Genomic DNA, 22,613 nt, shown 5'->3' with positions numbered 1-22,613 from the left:
CGCGTCGGGGTCGAATCGCCTTCGATTCGGGGGCCGGAAGTGACGGGGGACACCCACCGCAAAGGCGCTGAACGGCCACGCAGGGTGACATTGGGGCCCTCGGCCGGTGAGGCGGCCCACAGGACCCACGTCACATCCGGCCCGGGGTAGTAGCCCGGCCGGTCCGGCGCCGCAGGGCCTCCGGTGCGGGTCGTTGGTCGGGGTCTGCGAGGGGGGTTAGTAGGTGGGGGGCGTTGCCAGGGCGGCGGGGGGCTGGCTAACTGGTGTTGTCGCCGAGGCGGCCGGGGCGTACCGCCCCCCGCCGGTAGATCCCCTCCCACCCGTGTGAGTGGTTCACGCATGTCTTCGGCATGCGGCGACCGTCCTTGTTCCCGTCGGAAGGTTTTCTCCGTGTCCAACGCCGTCATCCGCCGCATCGCCGCTTCGAAGAAGACCCTCGCCGGTACCGTCCTCGCCCTGGGTGTTGCGGGTTCCATGCTCGCCACCGTCCCGGCGCAGGCCGCTCCGACGGGTGCCAAGGCGATCGCCCAGCAGATGATCAAGGACCCGGCCCAGTTCGCCGCCTTCGACAAGATCGTCACGCACGAGAGCGGCTGGGACTACACCGCCACGAACTCCTCCTCCGGCGCTTATGGCCTGGTCCAGGCGCTGCCCGCGTCGAAGATGTCCTCCGCGGGCTCGGACTGGAAGACCAACCCGGCCACCCAGATCAAGTGGGGCCTGGACTACATGAACGAGCGCTACGGCAGCCCGGTCGGGGCCTGGAACTTCTGGCAGGCCAACCACTGGTACTAGACCAGCGGCAGCAGACACCCCGGGAACGCCCGGCCGACACCCTCGGCCGGGCGTTCCCGTGCGTGCGTGGCGGCCGGAGGCGTCAGGCCTTCAGGATCCGTCCCGACACCGCCAGCGTGAGGCGCCGGGGCGTCAGCGCGACGGCTGCCGCGGAGACGCGGTTGGCGAGGCCGGCCACGATGCTGGGCGGGGTCTTGGCGCGCTCCAGGGCGCGTCGGGTCGCGGTCACCACCTGCTCGGGCGTCGCCATCCGGCCGACGGCCGCGTCCCGGCTGCCGACGACGTCGAAGAACTCGGTGCTGACCGGACCCGGCGACACGGCGAGCACCCGCAGGGGAGAGTTCCGGGTCTCGTAACCGACGGCCTCGGTGAAGTTCAGCACGAAGGCCTTGCTCGCGCCGTAGACCGCCATCGCGGGGGTCGGCTGGTAGGCCGCCGCGCTCGCCACGTTCACCAGCGCACCCCGGCCGTCGGACACGAGATCGGGCAGGAACGCCCGGGTGAGCTCGGCGACGGCCGTCACGTTCAGCTGGATCATCTCGTTGACCTGGGCCACGTCCTGGCGGACGAACGGGCCGTGGCTGCCGAAACCGGCGTTGTTGATGAGGGAGTGCACCGTGATCCCGCGGGCGTCGAGCTCCGCGCGCAGCGCGGCCGCGGCTCCCGGCCGGGCGAGGTCCGCGGCGATCGCGTGGGCGGTGACGCCGTGGCGCTTCTCCAGTTCCGCCGCCAGTTCTTCGAGCCGGTCGAGGCGGCGGGCGACGAGTACGAGGTCGGCTCCGCGCGCGGCCCACTGGCGGGCGAACTCGACGCCGAGCCCGGCGCTCGCCCCGGTGATCAGGGTGACGGTCCCCTGGTATGTCATAGGCATCGTCGGCTGCTCCGTTTCCACGTGTTGGACGCACATGAATGTAGGCGGCGACATCATTGTAGTCAATGACAACATCAGGAGAGGGGAGCCCGCCTTGACCGAGGGGCCCTACCACCACGGCAACCTCCGGACCGCCCTGCTGGAGCGCGCGGAGACGGTCCTCACCGAATCGGGCGTGGAGGGCCTGTCCCTCCGGGCCCTGGCGCGCGACCTCGGAGTGAGCCATGCCGCGCCCTCCCGCCACTTCCGCGACCGGCAGGCCCTGCTGGACGCCCTGGCCGTCAGCGGCTTCACCCGGCTGAACACCCGCCTGCGTGCCGCCGCCGAAGCACCCGGGCCGGTGCCGGACCGTCTGGCCGCCCTGGGGCGGGCGTACGTCGACTTCGCCGTCACCCACGCGCCCCTGCTGAACCTGATGTTCAGCGCCAAGCGCGCCGACGACTCCAGCGCCGAACTCAGGGAGCTCGGGCACCACAGCCTCGACACCACCGCCGGACTCATCGCGCGGGCCCAGGCGGAAGGGTTCGTCCGCGAGGGCGACCCGGCCCGCCTCGCCCAGGTCGCCTTCTCCACCGTCCACGGCCTGGCGACGCTGGCCCTCGGCTCCCTCCTCGACGACACCCCGCTGCCGGAGGCGACCGACCTCGCCCTGGACGTACTCCTGACCGGCCTGGCCCGTCCCGGCGGGTGAAGGCCGCCCGGCCGGTGAAGGCCCGGACGCGCCGGCCCCCGCCGCTCAGCGTCCGGCGCGGGCCGGGTCCAGGGCGGTGAGCAGCGCGTCGAGGGGCGCGGGGAGGAGAGCGAGGTCGAGGGCCTGGGCGAGGAGGTGCCCGTAGCGGATCTTGCGGCCCTTCTTGGTGCCGAGGAAGCGCCGCATGCGGTGGTGCGGGTCGCGGCCGCGTTGCGCGGGCTGGCGGACGAAGGTCTGCCAGGGGACGAGGTCGCCCTCGGCCTCGATGACCCCTTCCACCCGCCGTATGCCCAGCGCGCGGATGAGCTCCTCCTCCAGGTCCTCCACGCAGACGAAGACCTCGTGGCGGGGAGCCCCGGCCCGCTGGAAGCCGCGGTCGAAGTAGGGCTGCTCCCGCTCGTCGCACAGCCCGGTGAGGCGCAGTCCCAGTCCGGCCGGGCCCAGGAGCCGGGCGTAGCGGCCGACGTTCATCGCTCCGCCCATGGAGACGACGCAGACGCCCTCGGCGGGCAGGTCCCGGTCCAGGCGTGCTGCCAGGGTCTCGACGGCGGCGAGGTCGCTGGGCCCCTCGACCAGCACCACCGACGCGACACCCAGTTCCGCGGCCAGTTCTGCGGCCAGTTCCGCGGCCGGCTGCCCGGCCGGCCCGTCGGCGCCTGCCGCCGTCCAGTCGGCGACCGCGTTCCGGAACAGTCCCATGTCAGCCATGCGGTGATTGTGCTGCACCCGGGGCCGGGGTGGACACCCGTTTTCCCCGGCCACGGGGGCCTTCCGACCGTTGTTGATCGACTGGCCGCGGCACGGCCGCCGCGGGACGCTCGAAGGAGGGAGGAAGGTGGTCCGTGTGAACCGGACGGTGTCCTGGTGCGCGGCCGGGGGAGTGATCGTGGCAGCGCTCACCGCAGTCCCGACCCCGCAGGCCTACGGCGGCGACGACCGCGAGCAGCGCAGCGCGGAGGTCATGCGGGAACTGGTGCCCTCCCCCGACGGCCCGGGCTGCGCGGCCGCCGTCGGCAGGCGCGGCGAGGTCGTCTGGGAGGCGGGCCGGGGCAAGGCCGACCTGGCGACCGGGCGGGCCATCACCCCGCAGACGGTCTTCGACATGGCCTCCAACTCCAAGCAGTTCACCGCGGACGCCGTCCTCCTGCTCGCCGGACGGCACCGGCTCGCACTCGACGACCCTCTGTCCGACCACCTCGACCACCCGCCCGCCTGGACCCGGGACGTCACGCTCGGCGACCTGATGCGCCACACCAGCGGGATCCCCGACTACCAGGATCTGTTGGAGGCCGAAGGCGTCAAGGTGACCGACCCGGCCGGCCAGGAGGAAGCGCTCGCCGCCATCCTCGCCTCACGGCCCGAGCAGACACCCGGCAAGGGCTTCTCCTACTCCAACTCCAACTACGTCCTCCTCGCGCACGTCGTCGAAAGGGTCACCGGCCGGCCCTTCCCGGCCTTCCTCCAGCAGGAGTTCTTCACCCCGCTGCACCTGCGCATGACCCTCGCCCCGGCGGCCGACGTCCCCGGCAAGGCGAAGTCGTACGACGGGAAGGACGGCTCCTACAGCCCGAACTCCTCCCCCTGGAAGCAGTACGGGGACGGATCCGTCCAGACCACCGCCGGAGAACTCGTCCGCTGGGCCGACAACTACCGCACCGGCCGCGTCGGCGGGAAGGAACTCCTCGCCGGGGTCACCGACGGAGCCGTCGACGTCGGCGACGTCCTGCGCCCGCGCGGCATCGAGGAGGGCCGGTACGGGGCCGGCATGCTCGTGCTGCCCGACAAGAGCCTCGTGCACCGGGGCGACTGGGAGCAGTTCCACAGCACCTTCAAGGTGAGCCCGGACCGGAACACCGCGGTCACCGTGGTGTGCAACGCCGAGCCGCCCGACAGCTTCCGGGCGGCCAACCGGCTCCTGGACATCTGGACGAAGTGAGCGGTCAGCCGGCGAAGCCGCCGCCATCCCCCGGCATCAGGCCGCTGTCAGGACGCCATCCACGGAACGCGGCACACGTGAGGGGCCGTTCCCGCCGGGCACATCGCCGCGATCACCGCCTTGCGGACCGCCCGCCACGTGCGCAGGGAGCAGGTCAGGTGGACGCGCAGCTCGACGAGCCGCCGTGCGCCGCCGCTCTCGCCGGGGTGTTCCACGGCCCACTGCTCCGCCAGGAGGTCGTAGAGGTCGGCGGTCGACATCGTGCTGTGGGGGAGGGTGTCCGTCGAGAGGGTCTCCCCGGTGATCCGGGCCCTGCGGTGGTCCACCGCCTCCGCGACGAGTTCCCTCACCCAGGCCAGTCCCCGTTCGTCCGCGTACAGACCGAACCTCAGGTCACGCGTCCGCATCGTCCCGGCCTCCTTCGTGGGCCGGGGGCGGACCGGGGCGGGCGCCGATGACGTGGAACTCGTTCCCGCCGGCGTCGAGGAACTCGCCCGCCTCCCGGCCCGGCCGGGCGGTCTCCAGCCGCAGCCTGTTCCGCCCGGCCTTCGGCGCCGCGGGCGGCCCCATCACCAGCGAGACCGGGCTGGCCGGAGTCCGGCGGAGCCGGAAGCCCCAGGCCTGGGACTCGACCGTGTCCCAGCCGGTCCGGGGCGGCCAGAAGGCCTCCTGCGCGTGGCGGTGCTCCTCTGCGATGTCGAGGCAGACCGCGACCAGTCCGGAGTCGGCGAGCACGCCGGGGTGGCCGGGGCGCAGCACGCAGAACTCGTTGCCCTCCGGGTCGGCCAGGACGTCCCAGGGGACGTCCCCCTGGCCGATGTCGGCCCGGGTCGCCCCGAGCGAGAGCAGCCGTGCCACCTCCGCCTCCCAGTCAGGGCCCCCGGCCAGGTCGAGGTGGAGCCGGTTCTTGCCCGCCTTCGGCGTCGCCGTCGGCACGAACCGCAGCCGCAGGCCGCCCGTCCGGCCCCGCGTCGCCTCCCGCCAGAAGCGCTCCATCCGTACGACGTCCAGCGCGTCGATCACGATCCCGGTCAGCATCGGTTCCCCCAAGCACTCGAAGAAGATCAGCAGGCACTCCACACCCTGCCGACCCGGGCGGGCCGAGCACAAGGGGAAATCCCCCGGGGTACGCTGCGGCAACGCCCCCGGCCGCCGGGGCTCACGCCGCCAGCTGGGTCAGCCCCCGCGCGGCCGGGTGGGTGTGGAGCCGGATGAAGTACTCGGTGCCGATCACGCGGTCCCGCGTCCCGGCCGGCAGGCGGGACAGGATCCCGGGCAGCGCCCGCTCCCGGGCGACCTCGCTGCGGTGCGCGAGGACGGCGGCCTACTTGGCGCCGAGCCAGGGGCGTACGTCGACCGTGGCGCTGACCAGGTGGTCCGGCACGCTCAGGGCGGACTTGCCGGCGCCGGCCAGCAGCGGCGCGAGGTCGGCGAGGGCGGAATGCGGGTGGGTGGCCGCGTACAGGGCGTGGGGCTGCCAGGGGGCGCCCGCCTCCGGGTAGAGGTGCTCCAGGCCGCAGGCGGCCACCGCGAGTGCCGTGACGCGGTGGGTGTGGCGGTGGTCGGGGTGCCCGGTCAGCTGGCCGTACGCGTCGTGGGTGACGACGATCCTGGGCCGGAACCGCCTGAGGTGGCCCACGAGCCGCCCGACGGCCTCGTCGAGCGGGGCGTCGCAGAGCCGGGGCCGCCCGGGGGCGGAGTCCGGGACACGGTGGTCGGCGTACCCCAGCATCCGGGGTTCCCCGGCGCCGAGCGCCGCGAGGGCGTCGGCCAGTTCGGCGGCCCGCGGGGTGCCGGGCGCCCAGGTGCTGGTGACGACGGCGGTCCGCGCACCCGACGCGGCGTGCTGGGCGAGGACCCCGCCGGCGACGAGGGCCTCGTCGTCGGGGTGGGCGAAGACGCCGAGCAGGCTGGGCAGCGGCACGGGTACCTCCGGGTGGCGGGGCGGTCGGCCGGGGGTGCACCTACCCCGAGGAGGGGGCACCCACCCCTCCCCCTGCGGTGCGTGATCATCCGTGCGGCAGAGTGGGGGCATGTCCACGTACGAGACGATGCCCTTCCACCTCGGGACCGAGCGGCTGATACTGAGGCCGTGGGCCGAGTCGGACGCCGCCGACTTCTCCGCCCTGCTCGCCGAACGCGGCAAGGAGACACCCACCGTCGAGCGCATCCGGACGGCCATCGAGGAACTGCTCACCGCGACCGAGACCACCGGGATCGCCCTGCTGCCCATCGAGCGCCGCGACGAAGGCGACTTCATCGGCTACTGCGGGCTGATCATCGGCCGCTCCAGCGCGGAAGAGCCCGAAATCGCCTACGAGCTGTTCCAGCGCGCGCACGGGCGGGGCTACGCCACCGAGGCGGCCCGCGCGGTCCTCGACGCCGCCGCCGCGACGGGGCGCAAGCGGATCTGGGCCACCGTCGGCGCGTGGAACGCACCGTCGCTCCGGGTCCTGGAGAAGCTCGGGTTCGAGCGGGACCACGTGTCCACGGAGGACAACGGCGAAGTGGTCTGGCTCACCCGCTCGTTGCCCTGAGCGGGACCGGACCGGCCCGGCCCGCGCCGCTCTGAACGAGACGGCCGGCCCGTGTCCTCCGTACGCTGGCGGCATGCGCACGCGCCCCACCCTGAGCTGGACCCCGACCGAGGACCTGCCGCCCGGCACGACCGACCTCGGCCCCGTCACCGACGCGCTCGCCGACGGCGGCGTGCTGGTGCTCACCGGGGCCGGGATCTCCACCGAGTCGGGCATCCCCGCCTACCGCGGCCAGGGCGGCAGCCTGACCCGGCACACCCCGATGACCTACCAGGACTTCACCGCCGGCGCTCAGGCCCGCCGCCGGTACTGGGCGCGCAGCCACCTCGGCTGGCGCACCTTCGGCCGGGCCCGGCCCAACGCCGGACACCGGGCGGTGGCGGCGTTCGGAAGGCACGGCCTGCTCGCCGGGGTCATCACCCAGAACGTCGACGGCCTGCACCAGGCCGCCGGCAGCGACCCGGTGGTGGAGCTCCACGGGAGCCTCGCCCGGGTCGTCTGCCTCTCCTGCGGCGCCGCCGGCCCGCGCGGCGAACTCGCCCGCCGGCTGGAGGAGGCCAACCCGGGATTCGCACCGGTGGCCGCAGCGATGAACCCGGACGGTGACGCCGACCTCACGGACGAGCAGGTCGCGGACTTCCGGGTGGTGCCCTGCGCGCGCTGCGGCGGCGTCCTCAAGCCCGACGTGGTGTTCTTCGGCGAATCCGTTCCGCCGCAGCGGGTCGAACACTGCCGCGCACTGGTCGACGCGGCGGCGTCCCTGCTGGTCCTGGGGTCCTCGCTGACCGTGATGTCCGGGCTCCGCTTCGTCCGCGAGGCGGCCCGGGCCGGCAAGCCGGTACTGATCGTCAACCAGGACCCCACCCGCGGCGACCGGCACGCCGCCGCCCGGGTCGCCCTCCCCCTGGGACCGGCCCTCACCACCGTGGCCGCCCGGCTGGACGTCCCCGTACCGGGCCCGGACCCCGCCTCAAGGGTGAGGACCCCGCACAGGACCCCGCACTCATGCCCGCCTCCGGCTGGTCAGCGCGCCGACGGTTCCGCGTAGCGGGCGGTGAGTGCGGCGGCGCGGGTGTGCAGGGCCGTGCGCAGCGACTGCGGGGCCAGGGCTTCCGCGTCCGGGCCGAGCTGCCACAGGGCCCACTCGGCGTGCCGTGCGTCCTGGAAGGTCACCTCCAGCCGCACCCAGCCGTCCTCCGCGCCGGGTTCCTCCGCGCGGACGGCCAGCGCGGCGTCCAGCAGGTCCTCCCGTCGGGCCGGGTCCACCCGTACCGGCACGGTGAGGTGCTCGCCGCCGGCGAGGAACCGCGCGGAGCGCTCCCGCCAGATCCGGTCGAGATCGACCCGGTTCGGCCGCTCCGCGGCCTCGGGGAGCACCTCGGCCGCCGACACCCGCGACAGCCGGTAGGTGCGGTCCGCGCCCGCTCTGGTGGCCAGCAGATAGCCCCGCTCGCGTACGGTGACCAGCCCGATCGGGTCGACCGTCCGCCACCGCGGCGCCTCTCCCGTGGCCGCGTAGCGGATGCGCAGCTTGTGCCCGGCCAGCACCGCGCGCCGGACCTCGGTCAACGCGGTGCCGGACGTTTCGTCGCCGGTGGCGGTCCGGCGCGAGAGCAGATCGCTCTCGGGATCGACGAGGAACCGCTGGGCGGCGTCGCTCGCGACCGCCCGGTGCCCCTCGGGCAGGGCGTCGACGACCTTGCGCATGGCCGAGGCGAGCGCCGAGCCCAGCCCGAACACCAGCTCGCCGCGCGCCGATCCGGCGGTCAGGAGGGCGAGGGCCTCGTCGTGGTTGAGCCCGGTCAGCTCGGTGCGGAAACCGGGCAGCAGCGAGAAGCCGCCGTGCCGGCCGCGTTCCGCGTAGACGGGGACGCCGGCCGCGGAGAGCGCCTCGATGTCGCGCAGCACGGTGCGCGTGGACACGTCCAGCTCGCGCGCCAGGGTGTCCGCGGTCAGCCGGCCGCGCTGCCGCAGCAGGAGCACCAGCGAGACCAGCCGATCGGCGCGCATTCCGGAACCCTAACCGAATACCTGACCGAGGATGTCGTGATTCCTTGGGAGGCTCGTACCCACCTACTCCCAGTGGATCGAACGGAGCTGACGTGGCGATGGAACGAACGGCGGTCAACCCGGTGTCGTGGTCGACGGAATTCGGGTTCAACCAGGGTGAGTTGGTCTCGGGGAACGCGCGGACCCTGTACATCTCGGGGCAGACCGCGATGAGCGCCGAGGGCAAGCCGCAGCACGACGGTGACATGGGCGCGCAGTTGGCGCTGAGCGTCGACAACCTGGAGGCCGTGCTCGGCGGGGCCGGCATGACTCTGGCGAACCTCGTCCGGCTCAACGTCTACACGACCGACGTGGACCTGCTCTACCGGCACTACGGCGTACTGGCGGCGCGGCTGGGCGCCGCCGGCGTGGCGCCGGCCAGCACGATGCTGGGGGTGACGCGGCTGGCGATCCCCAGCCTGATGGTCGAGCTGGAGGGGACCGCCGTCGCGTGAACCGCCGGGACCCGGGGCCGGGCCGGCCTAGGCGCTCGGGTCCCAGTCGCGGAGCTGGTCGAACAGCACCGCGTCCCCGTCGACCCGCAGTGAGTCGGCCGTGATGCGGTTGTAGAGGAAGAGGATCAGCTCACTGGCGGAGCCCAGGACGCCGGCCTGCGCCGTCGTGTCGGCGGTGAGCGGCAGTCGGGCGACGCGCGCGCCGGAGCCGTCGAGGGTGAGTCGCCAGACCGGGCCCTCGGTGGTGCGGAAGTCGATGGCGGCGGGCTTGTGCGGCCAGGGGCTGGCGGTCGCGACGCAGGTGGTCAGGAACTCCTCGAGACCGTCGAGCGCCACCTCGTCCGGCAGCGGCCGCGGCTCGCCCAGCGCGAGCTGGGCGTCGTAGGTGTGGACCGCGCTCTCCTGGGCCCGGTGCCGGGCGACGGTCCCGGCGGTCAGCGGGGACTGTACGTCCTCCCACCACGCCCAGCAGCCGGCGTCCGGACCGGCCTCCCGCAGTGCGTCCAGCAGCTGTCGCGTCGACTCGTCCAGCCACGCCACCAGGGCCTCGCGCTCCTGCGGCAAGACGATGGCGGCGCGCGCGGCGACAGCCTCGGCCGGGGGACCGTCGGCGGGACCCGCGCCGACGATGGCGGCCCAGAAGCGGTCGCCGCCGCCGAGGTGCCGGACGAGGTCGGACAGCGTCCACTCGGGGCAACTGGGTACCCGCGCGTCGAGGTCGGGCGCGGCGGCCACCACGGCACGGAAGGCGGTCGACCGTTCGTCGATCAGCCGCAGGAGGTCGGTGAACTGAAGAGTGTTCTGCACCCGGCCTGTCTACCACCAAGATCAGATGACCGGCCAACCATTAAATCCCCACCGGGACGTTCACCCACCGGAGTTCCCGGCCGCCCTTCCGACGCGACCGTCGGCAGGGCCCCGGGCGGCTACCGTGGGGGTACCACCCGCCTGGAGGAGCCCGTGAGCGCCCAGCCCGAGCACGTACCCGCCCCGCCGCGCGCCCCGGCGCCGGCGCCCGGGGCTCCGGCCGAACTGCTCGCGGCGTTGCGCGCCGACCGGCGGGCCGAGCGCTGGGTGCCGGCCTTCGAGGCCGAGTGGACGGGGGCGCTCGAGGAAGCCCGCCGTACGTTCTCCCTGGCCGGGCCCTACGAGGTACTCGGCACCTGGCAGGCCCGGTTGGCCTCCGCCCCGCAGGTCGACGCGTTCCTCACCGCGGGCCGCGACGAGACCGGGTTCGTCGGCCCCGAGGAACTCCGCGGCAGGCCCCGGGCATCTTCTGGGTAGGGCGACACGCCCCGCCTGAGTACGACGACTCAGGCGGGCCGGGCGCGCGTTGACGACCCTGGGAGCAGCCGCAGCCGCAGCCGCAGCCGCCGCAGTCGTCGTAGACGCCGTCACGAACGGGATGAACGCCATGCTCAGCCGCCTCGCCCAGCTCCTCGTCCCCGCCTTCGGCCACGTCCGCGTCACCACCGAGCCCGGCGCTCACGTGCCGCCCGGCGCCGTCATCGTCGCCAACCACACCTCCCTCGCCGACCCCGCCGTGGTCCTCGCCGCGCTGCGCCGCTGCGGGGTCGAACCCGTCGTCATGGCCGCCGCAGGCCTGTGGCGCGCCCCGGTCCTGGGCCGCGTGCTCCTCCGCGAGGGACACATCCCCGTCCACCGGGGGGACCGGCGGGCTGCCGAGGCCCTCGACCACGCCGCGTCCGCCCTCGCGGACGGACGCCCGGTGCTCATGTACGCCGAGGGCGGCATCCCCTCACGCCGCGACGCCGCCGAGGCCGCGCCCCTGGCCTTCCGCAGCGGCCTGGCCCGGCTGGTCACGCGCACGGGAGCGCCCGTCGTACCCGTCGGCCAGGCCGGGGCCCGGCGCATCACCTCCGGAGGCACCGCCAAGCAGGTCGCGGGCCTCGTCACCGCCCCGCTGCGCCGGCCCCGGCTGCACGTCCACGTCGGACGCCCGCTGGAGCTGACCGGCGACACCGCCGCCCGCACCCTCCAGGCGCACACCGCCGTCACCGACGCCTGGCGCACGGCGGCGGCGCGGCTGCGCGAGCCCGCCGCGTACGCCGCCTGACAGGGGCGGAATCCGGCCAATTCCGTTGATCCCGCCAGCCGGAGCCGCGCGATCGGTAGCGTCCGGTTACGGAAGATCCGTGCCGCGTCCGGCACATGACACCAGCGGAGGACAGCCATGGCGAACGTGGAAGTGTCACTGAAGGAAGCGATGACCTCGATCGAGGGGGCCCTGGGGGTGGCGCTGGTCGACTACGCCAGCGGGATGGCCCTGGGCACGCTCGGCGGGGGCAAGGACCTGGACCTGACGGTGGCGGCCGCCGGGAACACCGACGTCATCCGGGCCAAGCTGCGCACCATGGAGATGCTCGGCATGCAGGACGACATCGAGGACGTGCTGATCACGCTGGGCGGTCAGTACCACCTGATCCGGATCCGGCGCAGCCGCTCCGGCGGCGGGCTGTTCCTCTACCTGGTCCTGGACCGGGGCAGGTCGAACCTGGCGATGGCACGCCACCAGCTCAGCCGCATCGAGGCCGAGCTGGAGGTCTAGCCGAGGCGTCCGTCGGGCCCACGCATGCCCATGAGTTGAAGAACTCTTCAACTCGGAACATGTGAAACCGGTCATCATCGGTTCCGCGTGGGCCGGCAGGACGCGACGATGGGTGGGGGTGATGATCCCTGCCCGAGCCGGAGTCCGTTCGAAGAGGAACAGGAGCGTCGTGGGAATGCAGGTCCCGCTGTACCAGGCCAAGGCCGAGTTCTTCCGGATGCTCGGTCACCCGGTGCGCATCCGCGTGCTGGAGCTCCTCCAGGACGGCCCCATGCCCGTACGGGACCTGCTGGCCGAGATCGACGTCGAGGCGTCCAACCTGTCGCAGCAGCTGGCGGTCCTGCGCCGCTCGGGCATCGTCGTCTCCACCCGCGAGGGCTCGACCGTCACCTACGCCCTCGCCGGCGGCGACGTCGCCGAACTCCTGCGCGCCGCCCGCCGGATCCTCACGGAGATGCTGGCCGGCCGCAACGCCCTGATCGCCGAGCTGAACGACTCCGACCCCGCCCCCGCCCGCATGTAGGACGGCGTCGGTCCCTGCCCGCGAGGTGCCGCAGTGGCTCGTCGTCCCGGTGGGCGGGGCCACGGAGGACTACCTGGACCGGACGCGGACGAGCATCGGCGCCGCCCCCGGCTCACTGGTCGCAGCCGTCCACCGGCTCCTGGCAGGCGGACGCGACGGCCGCCCTCCAGGCGGGGGCCGCCTCCCGTCGCCCCGGGTCCAGCCCTTCCTTCAGCTCGGCCTTCCGGCGCACGAGGACCGAGAAGGCCTCCGCGTAAGGCGCGGCCCCGAGTTCGGTCACGTGCAGCTGGCGCGTTCGGGTGGCTCCGGCCGGACCGCCACCGCTCCTCGCCCGGGGCCGCGTAGCGCCGCCGGGAGGCGCCCCGCGCACCGGGCACCGCACGCCTCGCCGGGTGGTCCCGCTGCTCCGGACGGCCCACCCCTGCGGCACGGCCCCCGCCGATCCGGCCCGCTCCGTGCTCGGGTGGCCCTGTGCGAACCGGCCGTCCCCGCCGCTCCGCCACGTGTCCCACGGCCGGGCGGCCACGCGCGGCCGGCGGCCCTCCCCTCGGCAGGAGAACGCGATGAACCCCCTCCGCTCACGCTGCGCGGCGGCCCTCGGCACACTGCTCGCCTCGTTGGCCCTCGGCTCCCTCGCCCCCTCGTCCGCCGCCTCGCAGCCCCGCGAACTGGTGGTTCCCTCGGCCGCCTACCCGACCGTCCAGTCGGCGGTCGACGCCGCGCGGGCCGGCGACCGGATCGCACTGCGCCCCGGCGTCTACCGCGAGCAGGTGACGATCCACAAGAACCTCACCCTCACCGGCGCGGGAGCCGGCCGGACCACCATCCTCGCCCCCGAGCAGCTGGTGGCCGGCCCCGACGGCCGCAACGCGATCGTCTCCCTCGACAACTCGGCGTCCGTGAAGATCTCCCGCCTCACGGTCAGCGGACCGGGCTCCGGTACCTGTGACGAGGGTGCGCTCGGCGCCGGCATCCGGGTCCAGGACGGGGCGCACCTGGACCTGAGCCACGCGGCGGTGACCCACATCAAGGACACGCCGTTGGCCCCCTGCTTCCGCAGCGCCAATGCCGTCCTCATCGGGGACTTCCCCACCGGCGCGGGCTCGGCGGACATCCGCGACACCGAGGTCACGGACTATCAGGGCGCCGGCATCGTCGTGCTCGGCGCGGCCTCCAAGGCCACCTTGCTGCGCAACGTCGTCACCGGGCAGAAGACCCTCTCCACCGACGGCATCGAGTTCGTCGAGGCGACCGGCCGGGCCGAGCAGAACACCGTCAGCGACAACGCCTGCCGCGAGCCGGATCCGGCCTGCGGCCCCGACTTCTTCACCGAGTTCCAGCACGCCGGCATCCTCGCCAACACGGGCGTGACGGTCGCCCGGAACCGCCTCGTCCGCAACCAGCTCGGCCTCTACGCCGTCGGCGTCATGGAGACCAGCCACAACACCTTCGTCGACAACGAGTACTTCGCGATGGCCTTCCAGGACGGCAGGTTCACCGCGGTCAAGGACACCGTCCGGGGCGGCGGGGGAGGGGTCGCGGCCATCGCCACCGTCGTGAACACGACCGTGAAGCTGGACCAGGTGAGGATCACGAGGATCACGGGGGACCGCATCCGGAAGTTCGAGCAGAACGGCTTCACCGCGAAGGTGACCACCCGGCGCTAGCCGTACGCCTCGACGCCTCGACGCCTCGACGCCCGGGGCGCCGGCGTCTTGGCATGTCCAGCTCTGAGAGGATGAGCGCTCGCAACGTAGAGGTGCGGGCCGTGTGGCGCAGTGCCGCCCGGTCCGGGGAAAGGCGAGATGAGAATGCGTACGTGGACGCGCGCCGCGACGGCGACGGCGGCGGCCCTGGCGGCGGCCGCCGTACTGACCGGATGCAATGGCCTGCCGCAGGTGAACGGCGGTGGCGCGGCGTCGCCGAAGGCCGGTGCGAACGCCAAGAAGACGACGTTCCGCCTCGGCGAGGAGGGCCCGCTCCGGGAGAGCCAGAAGCTGGACTCGCAGGACGCGAAGTTCACGGTGACCCCGTTGGACGTGCGCATCGGTACGGAGACGGACATGGAGAACTCCGGCCTCCAGAAGGACGAGAAGGACGGCCCGCAGATCCCGGTCTTCGTCCGGTCGACCCTCAACCACAAGAGCGGCACGCCCATGAAGCTCGGTGACATGGACGGCGACCTGATGGTCAGGACGGAGTCCGGCCAGCGGACGCGCGCCCTGATCGTCCTGATGGGCAGGGCGAAGTGGGCCGACTGCCCCGCGACGGAGAGCGAGAAGAAGCTGGGCCCGGGCCAGTCGGAGAAGATCTGCACCGCGTTCCTGATCCCGGCCGGCCAGAAGCCGGCCGCGGTCGAGCTCTTCCGCGGCTTCAACGCCCAGCCGGCACAGTGGCCGCTCGGCGCCTGAGCGCGACCAGGAGGCGCCGTCCCCCCTGCCGGCGGCCGCGAGCCGACAGCCGCGCCGGGGGCGGCGCCGGCCTGGTCGAGGACCTGGCCGGGCCCCTCCTGCCCTGACGGACGCCGACGGCGGTCAGCCGCGCGGCCGAGCGGCCGCCCCGTCGATGCCGGCCCCCGCGCGCCCGGGACACGGGCGCCACCGCGAGCAGCAGCCGGTCGCCGCCCCACGCGCCGCGCAGACACCGCTGTTCACAGCCCGAGTGCCTCGAAGGCCGCGTCGAGGAAGCCCTCCGGCAGGCCCGTCCCCGTCCAGGTCCAGTTGTGCGGGCTCACCGCGTCGGCGGCGTCCTCGACCGCCGTTCCCGCGTCCGCCGGGTGTTCCACGGGCAGTCCCAGCGCGACCACCGCCCAGGCCGTCAGCTCGGCGACGTACAGGTACTGGCTCCAGTCCGCGTCGTCCCAGCCCCGGCGCTCGGTGGCCCGGTCGGTCCAGGCCGTGCGGTAGAGCGACGTGAGGGTGGCGCGCGGATCGGCCGAGGAGGCCTCGACGGCGCACCGCACGGCCCGGAGGTGCTCCAGCTCCGTGGCCCAGGGATGCCGGGCGACGAACTCCAGGTCCTGGCGCAGGGTCGGCCGGTGCGCCCGCCCCCGTCCGTGGTGCCGCTGTCCGGCCGGTGCCCACAGGCCGCCCGGGCCCGAGCCCAGTCCCGCGGCCCGTGCGTCCGCCGCGACGTCGCCGAGCACCGCGTCGCGCCAGCCGAACCCGTACGCCGTCCGCGCTGCCACGATCGCGTGGACCTGTGCGTCGGTGGCCGGCGCGTCGAGGAGCGCGTCGTCGCAGCCGCCCCACTGCACGGTGACGGCCGCGGTCACCGCCTCCAGGGAGCGGGCGTGCAGTTCGTCCGCGGGTACGCGGGTCCAGGGCAGCAGCGCCCGGTGGGTCCTGTCCCACAGTTCGCGCACGGTCGTGTTCTCGGGCATGACCCCGTCAAGGTATCGAACGGTCGCCGTACGGATGCGCGGCACCCCCTCTCTGCTTAGTTTTGCATTGCGTCACGAAATGTCTCGTACATCCGTTCCGTTCTGCCCCTGCCAGGAAGGTCTCCCATGAAGCGACTCCCCGTGATCGGCGTGCTCTGCGTCAGCGCGGTGTTCGGACTCGCCGCCTGCTCCGACAGCAACGACGACAACTCGGCCGCCGAGCAGGCCACCAAGGCAGCGGCGGACCTCTGCACGGACCTGAACGCCCTCAAGTCGGACAACGCCAAGCTCAAGGCCATGAACCCCGCGTCCGCGACCAAGGACCAGGTCAAGGACGCCTACGACGCGGTCCAGAAGGACTGGGACAACGTCAAGGAGAACGTCGCCAAGCTCAAGCAGGCGGAGCAGGACGCGGTCAAGCAGGCCGCCGAGGACCTGAAGAAGAGCTACGAGAACCTGCCGGGCGACACCACCGGCAAGGACGCCCTCACCAAGCTCCAGCCGCAGATCCAGAAGCTGGACGAGGCCTCGTCCGCCGCCGCCACCGGACTCAAGTGCTGACGGCGCGCTGACTCTGGCGACCCGGCCCGGCCCGGCACACGACGTGCCGGGCCGGGTCCGGCGTTCAGGCGGCCACCGCCCGGCTACGGCGCGGGATCCGCCGTCCTCCACGCCGCCATCTGCTCCCGGAACTTCGGGCATCGGACGATGTCCTCCTCCCCGCACCTGAGGGCGTGCGTCAGCAGCTGATGGGCGTGTTCGAGATCGACCATGCGCTGCTCGATCTCCCCGATCTTGGCGCGGATCATCGCCTCCCGCTGTGGCTGCTCCCGCTGGAACTCCCCGATCTCCACCAGTGTCAGACCGGCCTGCTGGCACTTGCGCAGGACCGTGATCCGCTCGGCGGCCTCCGGCGGATAGCGCCGCTGCCCGCTCACCCGCTCCGGCTGCGGCAGCAGGCCGTGGCGCTCCCGGTACCGGATGGCCGAAGCCGGCACCCCGGTGACCTCCGCCAGCCGGCCGATCGTCATGCGCACGTCCCGCACCTCCTCCTCGGGCCGCCGGCCCCGGCCGACGTCCCGGCATTTGACTTGAACCTTAGTTCAAGTTGAAGAGTGGTCGGCACGTGGACAGCGGCGAACGAGCGCCCGCTGGCAGCACACTTGGAGATACGCCATGAACGACACGCACGTACGCGAGGAGCGGGCCGAACAGCTGGCGCGAGCCGCGGAGCAGCTCTTCGCGGCCGGGGTGATGTCCCATTCCGGACACGCCAACCTCAGCGCCCGGCTCGACGGCGAACGCCTCCTGCTGACGCCCGGCTTCGTCCGCGGCCTGCGCCCCGAACAGCTCGCCACCGTCGGCTTCGACGGAGAGGTCCTCGAAGGCGAGCTGCAGTCCGTCAGCGCGGAGATCATCGCCATGCACAGCGTGGTGTACCGGGCCCGCCCCCGGGTCGGCGCCGTCATCCACACCCACTCGCCCTCCGCGACCGCCTTCGCCGTCGCCCACCGGCCGCTGCCCTGCCGCACCGAGCCGATGCTGCGCTTCGGACAGGCCGAGGACATCCCCGTGGTCCCCTGGGGACCGCGCGGATCGGACGTGTCGGTCCGCGGCATCGCCGAGGTGCTGGAACGCCGCCCGACGACGGCCGCGGTCCTGCTGGCCAACCACGGCCTGCTGGTGTTCGGCCCGGACGCGGCGGCCACCGCCCACCTCGTCGTGGCCATCGAGGAGAGCGCCGAGGCCGAGATCGCCGCCGCGGCGATCGGCGGAGCCGTCGACTTCCCCCCGGGCGCCCGGGAAGCCGTCTGCGCCTCGATCGCCCGGGTCGCCTCGTGACGCCGGACGCGCAGGCCTCCCGTGCGGAAGCCGTACGCGACCGCTACCGCTCCACCCTCGGTGCCGTACCGGGCGGGGTGCAGGACCGGCTCCGCCTGGCCCGGGAGTTCGGCCGGCTGCCCACCGAGGAGGCCCTCGCTGCCCTGCGGCACATCGTGCTGACGGACAGCCCGCTGGGGGCACGGGTGCAGCAGCTCGTCCACTTCGGGCAGCTGCTGGCCCTCGGCCGGGCCCACCCCGCCCGCATCCACGCCCAGGGCGCCCTGCACGCCGGCGCCGCCATGGCTGACCTCGTCGGCGTCGCCGAGACCGCGCTCATCACCGCCGGCGTCCCCGCGTACGCGCTCGGCACCGAGATCATCGCCGAGCTGCTGACGCGGGAGGACCACCCGGACGCCCCGGTGCACCTCTGAGCGCGGGGCCCGGCCCCGCCCGGGTACCCGGGCGGGGCCGCACCCGCGATGAGCGGATCACCTGGACTGCGTGGAGAGGCTCACGCCGCTGAAGTCCTGTGCTCCGGCGAGGCTGAAGTACACCCAGCCGGACGGCGGGTTGTCGATCGTCAGCGTCTCGCCGTTGCCGGCGGTGGCGGACTTCGCCTGGTAACTGCTCGTGGTGGCCCAGTTGCCGCCGTTGTAGTACAAGTCGGCGTTGCCGGTGCCGCCGCTGCTGGTGATGGTCAGCTGCTTGACGCCGGCCGGCAGGTACACGAAGTGGTAGCTGTGGTTGCCCGCGCCGGCCGCGAGGCCGTCCCGGCGGCAGTTCCCGTCGAACTGGCGGGGGTCGCCGCTGGTGCAGAGCGGGGTGGCCGGGGCCGCGTCCGGCAGCGGACCGCAGCCGTCGGTCGCGCAGGCCGTCGTCAGCCAGGCGGCGAAGCCGGCGTCGTAGCCGGTGCCGATGGTCTGCTTCAGGAAGGTGCGGGCGCCGTTCCAGTCACCGGCCCGGTACTTGCCGAGGACCGTCTGGACGTCGGCGGGGTGCGCCTGGAGCATGTAGCGGACCGCGAGGAAGCCCCAGCGGTAGACCCGGTCCGAGTTGACCTGCGGGTCCTCGTCCTGGCCGTAGACGGTGTCGAACAGCTCGCTGAGCTTGTACGTCTTCTTCCCGGCCGCGGCGATGGCGTCGGCGTTGCGCTCGCCCCGGTAGCCGAACGAGATGTTCTCGGCGATGCCCTCGACCCACCAGATGGTCGGCGTGGTCATGCCGGCCTCGAAGTCCCCGGCCATGTTGTAGCGGCCGTCGAGGTAGTGGGTGTACTCGTGGTTGAGGTTCCAGATCTGGAAGGCCGGACGCAGCCACTGGGCCTCGTGGGCGATGAAGCGGGCCTGGTTGCCGGCGGCGGCCGGGTCGCCCTCCTCGTACATGCCGCCGTTGTCGACGTCGATGTTGTAGATGGCCCAGGCGTACAGCGAGTAGTTGGTGTAGTCGTCGAAGACGACGACCTCCAGGTCGGTGTTCAGGTCGCCGGGGACCGCGCCCTTGTCGCCGATGATCCGGTGGAAGTAGGCGTCCTGGTTGACGAGGCTGGTACAGGTGCCGGACAGCTGGCCGGGGGACATGTCCTGGGCGCGGATCTTCAGGCCCGGGGTGCAGGTGTGCTGCGTCGGCAGGATCGCCGGGAGGACGCGCTCACCCAGGTCGCAGAGGGCGTAGGCCGCGCAGTTGCCCCTGTCGTACTGGCGCGTGTACCAGCCGAGGTTCATGGTGATCGGCGCCGTGGGGCCGACGTTGGGGTAGCGGTTGACGAGGTCCTTGAGCAGCGGGCGCAGCCGGTCCTTGAGCTCGGGCACGTCGAGGGCGTTGCCGAGGTGGCGGCCGACGTTGCTGACGACGTCCAGGCGGTTCAGCTGCGCGCCGTTGCGGGTGATGAAGCCGGCCCACGTGTCGAGGATGGCGGGGTCGGCCTTGAGGGCGGCCCGCCAGCCGCGGCCGTCGTCCTTGGCCTTGAAGCCGTTCTCGACGACCCACTCGACGTGCTGCATGGCGAGGTCCATCTGGCCGGGCCAGGTGCTGTCGTAGCCGCCGAGCATCCACTTGACCACGCCCGCGTACCGGCCGGCCGTGTGGGTGCTGTCGATGAGCGTGACGACCTCGTTGAGGATCTCGCCGTTGGCGTCGGTGACGTCCCTGCTGCGCGGGGAGGCGAAGAAGGCGTCCAGTGCTCCGCGCGCCGCGCCGTCCAGCGCCGTGCCGTACGGGCCGACGGCGTCCGCGTTGTTGTCCTGCACGTAGTAGCCGGCGCGCAGGAACAGCACCAACTGGCCGATGGCGGCGCGGTTGTCGCCCGCGTAGCCGGCGGACGCGTCGCGCAGCGCGCCCGCGACCGTCACCATCTTGGCCTCGTTGAAGGTCTTGCGCGCGTTCTCCCCGGTGAGGCCGAACAGCGGGTAGGTGCAGGTGATCTGGGGGAGCGCCTTGAGCTGCTGGACCAGCGCCCCGCCCGTGGCGTTGATCACCCCGGCGAGGTCGCCGCACTCGTTCCCGGCGGCGGCGGAGGCGGAGGAGGACTGCCGGTCGCCCTTCGCGGGCTTGTCGGCCTTGGCGGCGGGTGCGGGGGCCGGGCCGGTCTCCTCGGTGCTGTCCTGCGAGGAGATCCGCAGGCGGGAGCCGTTGGCCATCGCGTCCGGCGACTTGGGGACCGGGATCGACCGGGGCGCCGGGGCCGCGGCGGGACCTGCGTACGCGCCGGCCGGGGTCGTGGCGCCGACGGGCGCGGCGTGACTCTGCGGCGTGAGCAGACCGAGCGCGATGAAGGCGGCCGCGCCGAGCGCGGGCAGTCTGCGCGCGCCTGCCTTCGATATCCGGGAGGGGTGCATCTGTGGGGGCCTCCGGGGCCGTTGGGGCCGGTGGTGGCGACACCGGCAATTGACATGTGACATGTAAAATTGCACAGGTCGGACCGCTTCGGAAGGCCTCCGGCATGATTCCCCGCCGTGGAATCGAAGGGCGGGCGCGGGCCTGGGGGTTGGCCGGATGTCGGTGCCCGACTTGGGCGAGTGGATCATCGGCCGCTACCCTCCCACTAGTTGCTCAAGTCAACCAATGGGATGTGCATATGGACGACATCACCGGATACTTCCGCAGCCACGTGGAAGAGATCCTCGACGCCCTCGGCAAGGAACCCGGCCGCGAGGCCTTAGTCCACGGGGAACGGCGCCTGAGCGCGGGTGACGTACGGGACCTCGTACACCGCATGGCCCGCGCGCTGCACTCCCGGGGAGTGCGGCGCGGTGACACGGTCACCCTGCTCTCCGGCAACCTCCCCGAGACGATCGCGGCCCGCTACGCCGCCGGCCTCCTCGGCTGCGCCGTCAACCACCTCTACGCGGGCCTTTCGGCCGACGTGCACGCCGACATCCTCCGCGACATCGAGACCCGGACCCTGATCGCGGACCCCGCCCACCGCGACCGGGCCGCCGAGCTGGCCCGGCGGGTGCCGCTGGAACGCGTACTCCTCCTCGGCGCCGGCGGCGGCACGGACCCGGGCCCGGGGCCGGACCTCGTGGAGCTCGCCGCCGGGGAGTCCTCCGCGGCACTGCCCGGCGCGGCGCACCCGGACGACATCTGCACCATCCGCCACACCGGTGGCACCACCGGCCACCCCAAGGCCATCTGCACGACCTTCCGGCAGCGGGTGTCGGCCGGACCGGTCTGGTCCGACGAGGAGCAGGTCAGGACCCTGGTGTGCACCACCCTCGCGCACGCGGCGGGCCTCATGGCGGACAGCACGCTGCACGGCGGCGGCACCGTCGTCCTGCTGGACGGCTTCGACGCCGGATCCGTACTCGCCGCCGTCGAGCGCGAGCGCATCACCCACACGTTCCTGCTGCCGCCGCTCCTCTACCAGTTGATGGACCACCCCGACGTCGACCGCACCGACACCTCCAGCCTGCGGCTGCTCACCTACGGCGGCTGCGCCTCCTCCCCGGCCCGCCTCGCGGCGGCGGTGCGGCGCTTCGGTCCCGTCCTCAACCAGTTCTACGGCCAGAACGAGGCGGGCGGGATCAGCGTGCTCTCCCCCGAGGACCACGACCCCGCCCGCCCCGAACTCCTGCGGACCGCCGGGAAGATCCTGGACGGCGTCGAGGTCGCCGTACGCGCCCCCGACGGCCGGCACCTGCCCGCCGGGGAGCACGGCGAGATCTGCGTACGCTCCCCGCACGTGATGCAGGGCTACTGGAAGCAGCCCGAACTCACCGCCGAAGTACTCCGGGACGGCTGGCTGCACACCGGCGACCTCGGGTTCGTCGACCCGGACGGCTACATCACGATCGTCGACCGCCTCAAGGACATGATCGTGGTGGTCGGGGGCCACGTGTACACGGTGGAGCTGGAGGACGTGCTCAACTCCCATCCGCAGGTGCTGCAGAGCGCCGTCCTCGGGGTCCCCGACGCCAACCGGACGGAACGGGTCCACGCGGTCGTCGTCCGCACGCCGGGCGGCGACGTCGGCGAAGCGGAGCTGCGCGCCCTGGTGCGGGACAGGAAGGGCGCCATGTACGAGCCCGCCCGCATCACCTTCGCCGACGCCCTGCCCCTGACCGACGTGGGCAAGCCGGACAAGAAGCTGCTCCGCGGCCGTGCCGCCGCACCGGTCGGCGCCTCCTGACGGTCAGCGCGTCAGGGGTTCGAGCACCTGGTTGTCCGTGGTCCGTACGGGAGCTGCTGGGCCACGTACGCGTGGTGATCGCCTGGCTGCCGGCCATGCTGGACGCACCACCGCCCGGCCGGGCCGAGTCTCGCAGTTCCTGGTCACCCGGGTGGTCGAAGTCGCCGTCCACGGCCTGGACCTGGCCGAAGGGCTGGGCCGCGACCCGTGGCTGACCCCGCGGGTCGAGCGGCTCGGCATCCGGTGGCTCACCCTCGGCTGACGCGGATCCGGTCGGCCCTCAGCCGCAGAGCGCCGCCGCCTGGACCGCCGGCAGCCCCGCACCCAGGGGGTATGTTGACCCGCTCCTTGCTC

26 protein-coding genes and 1 pseudogene are annotated in these 22,613 nt (G+C 73.2%); 16 read left to right on the top strand and 11 right to left on the bottom strand.

All coding sequences use genetic code 11. The features are described from left to right. The first annotated feature begins 339 nt into the window (after positions 1-339). Entirely contained in the window at positions 340-795 is a 456-nt protein-coding gene (locus tag SSNG_RS01230) for a transglycosylase SLT domain-containing protein (protein ID WP_007261922.1), read from the top strand. 82 nt (positions 796-877) lie between these two features. Here the strand turns inward: SSNG_RS01230 and SSNG_RS01225 are convergent, their stop codons facing one another. Further along, positions 878-1,666: an SDR family oxidoreductase gene (locus SSNG_RS01225; protein ID WP_007261957.1), complete on the bottom strand. Its 789-nt coding sequence runs from the start codon at positions 1,664-1,666 to the stop codon at positions 878-880. 94 nt (positions 1,667-1,760) lie between these two features. Between SSNG_RS01225 and SSNG_RS01220 the strand changes: the two genes are divergently transcribed. After that, positions 1,761-2,357 (top strand): TetR/AcrR family transcriptional regulator, encoded by a 597-nt coding sequence (locus SSNG_RS01220; RefSeq protein ID WP_007261956.1) that lies wholly within the window; start codon positions 1,761-1,763, stop codon positions 2,355-2,357. Between the two features lie 45 nt (positions 2,358-2,402). Here SSNG_RS01220 and SSNG_RS01215 read toward each other — a convergent pair whose 3' ends face one another. Continuing rightward, positions 2,403-3,065 carry an ATP-dependent endonuclease gene (locus tag SSNG_RS01215; protein WP_042802711.1) on the bottom strand — a complete coding sequence of 221 codons (663 nt, stop codon included), beginning with the start codon at positions 3,063-3,065 and terminating at the stop codon, positions 2,403-2,405. A gap of 136 nt (positions 3,066-3,201) precedes the next feature. Here SSNG_RS01215 and SSNG_RS01210 point away from each other — a divergent pair, with 136 nt between their 5' ends. Further along, positions 3,202-4,293, top strand: coding sequence for a serine hydrolase domain-containing protein (locus tag SSNG_RS01210; RefSeq protein ID WP_165364955.1), 1,092 nt, complete (start codon positions 3,202-3,204; stop codon positions 4,291-4,293). A gap of 47 nt (positions 4,294-4,340) precedes the next feature. Here SSNG_RS01210 and SSNG_RS01205 read toward each other — a convergent pair whose 3' ends face one another. The 3 genes and pseudogenes from SSNG_RS01205 to SSNG_RS01195 all read right to left on the bottom strand — a co-directional run bounded on the left by SSNG_RS01205 (position 4,341) and on the right by SSNG_RS01195 (position 6,217). Then, positions 4,341-4,700 (bottom strand): hypothetical protein, encoded by a 360-nt coding sequence (locus SSNG_RS01205; protein WP_007261953.1) that lies wholly within the window; start codon positions 4,698-4,700, stop codon positions 4,341-4,343. Further along, positions 4,687-5,331, bottom strand: coding sequence for a VOC family protein (locus tag SSNG_RS01200; protein ID WP_050779818.1), 645 nt, complete (start codon positions 5,329-5,331; stop codon positions 4,687-4,689). Before SSNG_RS01200 ends, SSNG_RS01205 begins: the two co-directional genes overlap by 14 nt. A 121-nt stretch (positions 5,332-5,452) precedes the next feature. Beyond that, a pseudogene (locus tag SSNG_RS01195) lies at positions 5,453-6,217 on the bottom strand (PIG-L family deacetylase). 109 nt (positions 6,218-6,326) lie between these two features. Between SSNG_RS01195 and SSNG_RS01190 the strand changes: the two are divergent. Both SSNG_RS01190 and SSNG_RS01185 read left to right on the top strand, forming a co-directional pair. After that, positions 6,327-6,830 (top strand): GNAT family N-acetyltransferase, encoded by a 504-nt coding sequence (locus tag SSNG_RS01190; RefSeq protein WP_007261951.1) that lies wholly within the window; start codon positions 6,327-6,329, stop codon positions 6,828-6,830. Positions 6,831-6,903: 73 nt separating this feature from the next. Continuing rightward, a complete protein-coding gene (locus SSNG_RS01185) occupies positions 6,904-7,878 on the top strand; it encodes an NAD-dependent protein deacetylase (RefSeq protein WP_007261949.1) in 975 nt (324 codons plus the stop codon). Here the strand turns inward: SSNG_RS01185 and SSNG_RS01180 are convergent. Then, positions 7,854-8,840 carry a WYL domain-containing protein gene (locus SSNG_RS01180; RefSeq protein ID WP_007261948.1) on the bottom strand — a complete coding sequence of 329 codons (987 nt, stop codon included), beginning with the start codon at positions 8,838-8,840 and terminating at the stop codon, positions 7,854-7,856. The genes SSNG_RS01185 and SSNG_RS01180 overlap by 25 nt on opposite strands. Before the next feature lie 98 nt (positions 8,841-8,938). Here SSNG_RS01180 and SSNG_RS01175 point away from each other — a divergent pair, with 98 nt between their 5' ends. Then, the gene (locus SSNG_RS01175; RefSeq protein ID WP_042800366.1) at positions 8,939-9,334 is read left to right on the top strand and encodes a RidA family protein; all 396 of its coding nucleotides are present in this window, start codon (positions 8,939-8,941) and stop codon (positions 9,332-9,334) included. Positions 9,335-9,361: 27 nt separating this feature from the next. Here the strand turns inward: SSNG_RS01175 and SSNG_RS01170 are convergent, their stop codons facing one another. Continuing rightward, positions 9,362-10,141 (bottom strand): maleylpyruvate isomerase family mycothiol-dependent enzyme, encoded by a 780-nt coding sequence (locus tag SSNG_RS01170; protein ID WP_007261946.1) that lies wholly within the window; start codon positions 10,139-10,141, stop codon positions 9,362-9,364. A 153-nt stretch (positions 10,142-10,294) separates the two neighbouring features. On the opposite strand from SSNG_RS01170, the gene SSNG_RS01165 reads away from it, so the two are divergent. The 4 genes from SSNG_RS01165 (at position 10,295) to SSNG_RS01150 (ending at position 12,426) form a co-directional block, all read left to right on the top strand. After that, positions 10,295-10,618: a DUF6247 family protein gene (locus tag SSNG_RS01165; protein ID WP_007261945.1), complete on the top strand. Its 324-nt coding sequence runs from the start codon at positions 10,295-10,297 to the stop codon at positions 10,616-10,618. A gap of 130 nt (positions 10,619-10,748) precedes the next feature. After that, on the top strand, positions 10,749-11,411 hold the full coding sequence (locus tag SSNG_RS01160) for a lysophospholipid acyltransferase family protein (protein ID WP_042802703.1): 663 nt from the start codon (positions 10,749-10,751) through the stop codon (positions 11,409-11,411). Positions 11,412-11,528: 117 nt separating this feature from the next. Further along, complete coding sequence (locus SSNG_RS01155) at positions 11,529-11,903, top strand: hypothetical protein (protein ID WP_007261943.1); 375 nt, start codon at positions 11,529-11,531, stop codon at positions 11,901-11,903. A gap of 175 nt (positions 11,904-12,078) precedes the next feature. Then, a complete protein-coding gene (locus tag SSNG_RS01150) occupies positions 12,079-12,426 on the top strand; it encodes a metalloregulator ArsR/SmtB family transcription factor (RefSeq protein WP_007261942.1) in 348 nt (115 codons plus the stop codon). A gap of 112 nt (positions 12,427-12,538) precedes the next feature. Here SSNG_RS01150 and SSNG_RS41620 read toward each other — a convergent pair whose 3' ends face one another. Next, positions 12,539-12,706 carry a hypothetical protein gene (locus SSNG_RS41620; protein ID WP_165364954.1) on the bottom strand — a complete coding sequence of 56 codons (168 nt, stop codon included), beginning with the start codon at positions 12,704-12,706 and terminating at the stop codon, positions 12,539-12,541. A gap of 283 nt (positions 12,707-12,989) precedes the next feature. Here SSNG_RS41620 and SSNG_RS01145 point away from each other — a divergent pair, with 283 nt between their 5' ends. After that, a complete protein-coding gene (locus SSNG_RS01145) occupies positions 12,990-14,093 on the top strand; it encodes a right-handed parallel beta-helix repeat-containing protein (protein ID WP_042800365.1) in 1,104 nt (367 codons plus the stop codon). A 138-nt stretch (positions 14,094-14,231) separates the two neighbouring features. Continuing rightward, complete coding sequence (locus tag SSNG_RS01140) at positions 14,232-14,837, top strand: hypothetical protein (protein ID WP_241694963.1); 606 nt, start codon at positions 14,232-14,234, stop codon at positions 14,835-14,837. 239 nt (positions 14,838-15,076) lie between these two features. On the opposite strand, the gene SSNG_RS01135 is transcribed toward SSNG_RS01140, so the two are convergent. Then, entirely contained in the window at positions 15,077-15,808 is a 732-nt protein-coding gene (locus SSNG_RS01135) for a hypothetical protein (protein ID WP_042800362.1), read from the bottom strand. A gap of 126 nt (positions 15,809-15,934) precedes the next feature. Between SSNG_RS01135 and SSNG_RS01130 the strand changes: the two genes are divergently transcribed. Further along, complete coding sequence (locus SSNG_RS01130; RefSeq protein WP_128636819.1) at positions 15,935-16,369, top strand: type IV pili methyl-accepting chemotaxis transducer N-terminal domain-containing protein; 435 nt, start codon at positions 15,935-15,937, stop codon at positions 16,367-16,369. 83 nt (positions 16,370-16,452) lie between these two features. On the opposite strand, the gene SSNG_RS01125 is transcribed toward SSNG_RS01130, so the two are convergent. Further along, entirely contained in the window at positions 16,453-16,839 is a 387-nt protein-coding gene (locus SSNG_RS01125; RefSeq protein ID WP_042802701.1) for a MerR family transcriptional regulator, read from the bottom strand. A 145-nt stretch (positions 16,840-16,984) separates the two neighbouring features. Between SSNG_RS01125 and SSNG_RS01120 the strand changes: the two genes are divergently transcribed. Further along, a complete protein-coding gene (locus tag SSNG_RS01120) occupies positions 16,985-17,650 on the top strand; it encodes a class II aldolase/adducin family protein (protein ID WP_007261935.1) in 666 nt (221 codons plus the stop codon). Beyond that, on the top strand, positions 17,647-18,063 hold the full coding sequence (locus SSNG_RS01115; RefSeq protein ID WP_128636818.1) for a carboxymuconolactone decarboxylase family protein: 417 nt from the start codon (positions 17,647-17,649) through the stop codon (positions 18,061-18,063). Before SSNG_RS01120 ends, SSNG_RS01115 begins: the two co-directional genes overlap by 4 nt. A 57-nt stretch (positions 18,064-18,120) precedes the next feature. Here the strand turns inward: SSNG_RS01115 and SSNG_RS01110 are convergent, their stop codons facing one another. Next, complete coding sequence (locus SSNG_RS01110; protein WP_128636817.1) at positions 18,121-20,466, bottom strand: M9 family metallopeptidase; 2,346 nt, start codon at positions 20,464-20,466, stop codon at positions 18,121-18,123. 239 nt (positions 20,467-20,705) lie between these two features. Here SSNG_RS01110 and SSNG_RS01105 point away from each other — a divergent pair, with 239 nt between their 5' ends. Next, the gene (locus SSNG_RS01105) at positions 20,706-22,259 is read left to right on the top strand and encodes an AMP-binding protein (protein WP_042800361.1); all 1,554 of its coding nucleotides are present in this window, start codon (positions 20,706-20,708) and stop codon (positions 22,257-22,259) included. The last annotated feature ends 354 nt before the right edge of the window (positions 22,260-22,613 follow it).

This window comes from Streptomyces sp. C, from assembly GCF_000158895.1.
In the GTDB taxonomy this organism is placed as follows: Bacteria; Actinomycetota; Actinomycetes; order Streptomycetales; family Streptomycetaceae; genus Streptomyces; species Streptomyces racemochromogenes.
Note: the sequence above shows the minus strand (reverse complement) of the source record. Positions and strands in the feature narration are given on the sequence as shown.

What these genes read in the sequence shown, in the direction of transcription:
- SSNG_RS01120 (WP_007261935.1), top strand. Translation starts at nt 16,985, where the DNA reads ATGAACGACACGCACGTACGCGAGGAGCGGGCCGAACAGCTGGCGCGA.
- SSNG_RS01150 (WP_007261942.1), top strand. Translation starts at nt 12,079, where the DNA reads ATGCAGGTCCCGCTGTACCAGGCCAAGGCCGAGTTCTTCCGGATGCTC.
- SSNG_RS01215 (WP_042802711.1), bottom strand. Translation starts at nt 3,065, where the DNA reads ATGGCTGACATGGGACTGTTCCGGAACGCGGTCGCCGACTGGACGGCG.
- SSNG_RS01125 (WP_042802701.1), bottom strand. Translation starts at nt 16,839, where the DNA reads ATGACGATCGGCCGGCTGGCGGAGGTCACCGGGGTGCCGGCTTCGGCC.
- SSNG_RS01225 (WP_007261957.1), bottom strand. Translation starts at nt 1,666, where the DNA reads ATGCCTATGACATACCAGGGGACCGTCACCCTGATCACCGGGGCGAGC.
- SSNG_RS01155 (WP_007261943.1), top strand. Translation starts at nt 11,529, where the DNA reads ATGGCGAACGTGGAAGTGTCACTGAAGGAAGCGATGACCTCGATCGAG.
- SSNG_RS01160 (WP_042802703.1), top strand. Translation starts at nt 10,749, where the DNA reads ATGCTCAGCCGCCTCGCCCAGCTCCTCGTCCCCGCCTTCGGCCACGTC.
- SSNG_RS01110 (WP_128636817.1), bottom strand. Translation starts at nt 20,466, where the DNA reads ATGCACCCCTCCCGGATATCGAAGGCAGGCGCGCGCAGACTGCCCGCG.
- SSNG_RS01200 (WP_050779818.1), bottom strand. Translation starts at nt 5,331, where the DNA reads ATGCTGACCGGGATCGTGATCGACGCGCTGGACGTCGTACGGATGGAG.
- SSNG_RS01185 (WP_007261949.1), top strand. Translation starts at nt 6,904, where the DNA reads ATGCGCACGCGCCCCACCCTGAGCTGGACCCCGACCGAGGACCTGCCG.
- SSNG_RS01135 (WP_042800362.1), bottom strand. Translation starts at nt 15,808, where the DNA reads ATGCCCGAGAACACGACCGTGCGCGAACTGTGGGACAGGACCCACCGG.
- SSNG_RS01140 (WP_241694963.1), top strand. Translation starts at nt 14,232, where the DNA reads ATGAGAATGCGTACGTGGACGCGCGCCGCGACGGCGACGGCGGCGGCC.
- SSNG_RS01145 (WP_042800365.1), top strand. Translation starts at nt 12,990, where the DNA reads ATGAACCCCCTCCGCTCACGCTGCGCGGCGGCCCTCGGCACACTGCTC.
- SSNG_RS01175 (WP_042800366.1), top strand. Translation starts at nt 8,939, where the DNA reads ATGGAACGAACGGCGGTCAACCCGGTGTCGTGGTCGACGGAATTCGGG.
- SSNG_RS01205 (WP_007261953.1), bottom strand. Translation starts at nt 4,700, where the DNA reads ATGCGGACGCGTGACCTGAGGTTCGGTCTGTACGCGGACGAACGGGGA.
- SSNG_RS01180 (WP_007261948.1), bottom strand. Translation starts at nt 8,840, where the DNA reads ATGCGCGCCGATCGGCTGGTCTCGCTGGTGCTCCTGCTGCGGCAGCGC.
- SSNG_RS01105 (WP_042800361.1), top strand. Translation starts at nt 20,706, where the DNA reads ATGGACGACATCACCGGATACTTCCGCAGCCACGTGGAAGAGATCCTC.
- SSNG_RS01130 (WP_128636819.1), top strand. Translation starts at nt 15,935, where the DNA reads ATGAAGCGACTCCCCGTGATCGGCGTGCTCTGCGTCAGCGCGGTGTTC.
- SSNG_RS01230 (WP_007261922.1), top strand. Translation starts at nt 340, where the DNA reads ATGTCTTCGGCATGCGGCGACCGTCCTTGTTCCCGTCGGAAGGTTTTC.
- SSNG_RS01190 (WP_007261951.1), top strand. Translation starts at nt 6,327, where the DNA reads ATGTCCACGTACGAGACGATGCCCTTCCACCTCGGGACCGAGCGGCTG.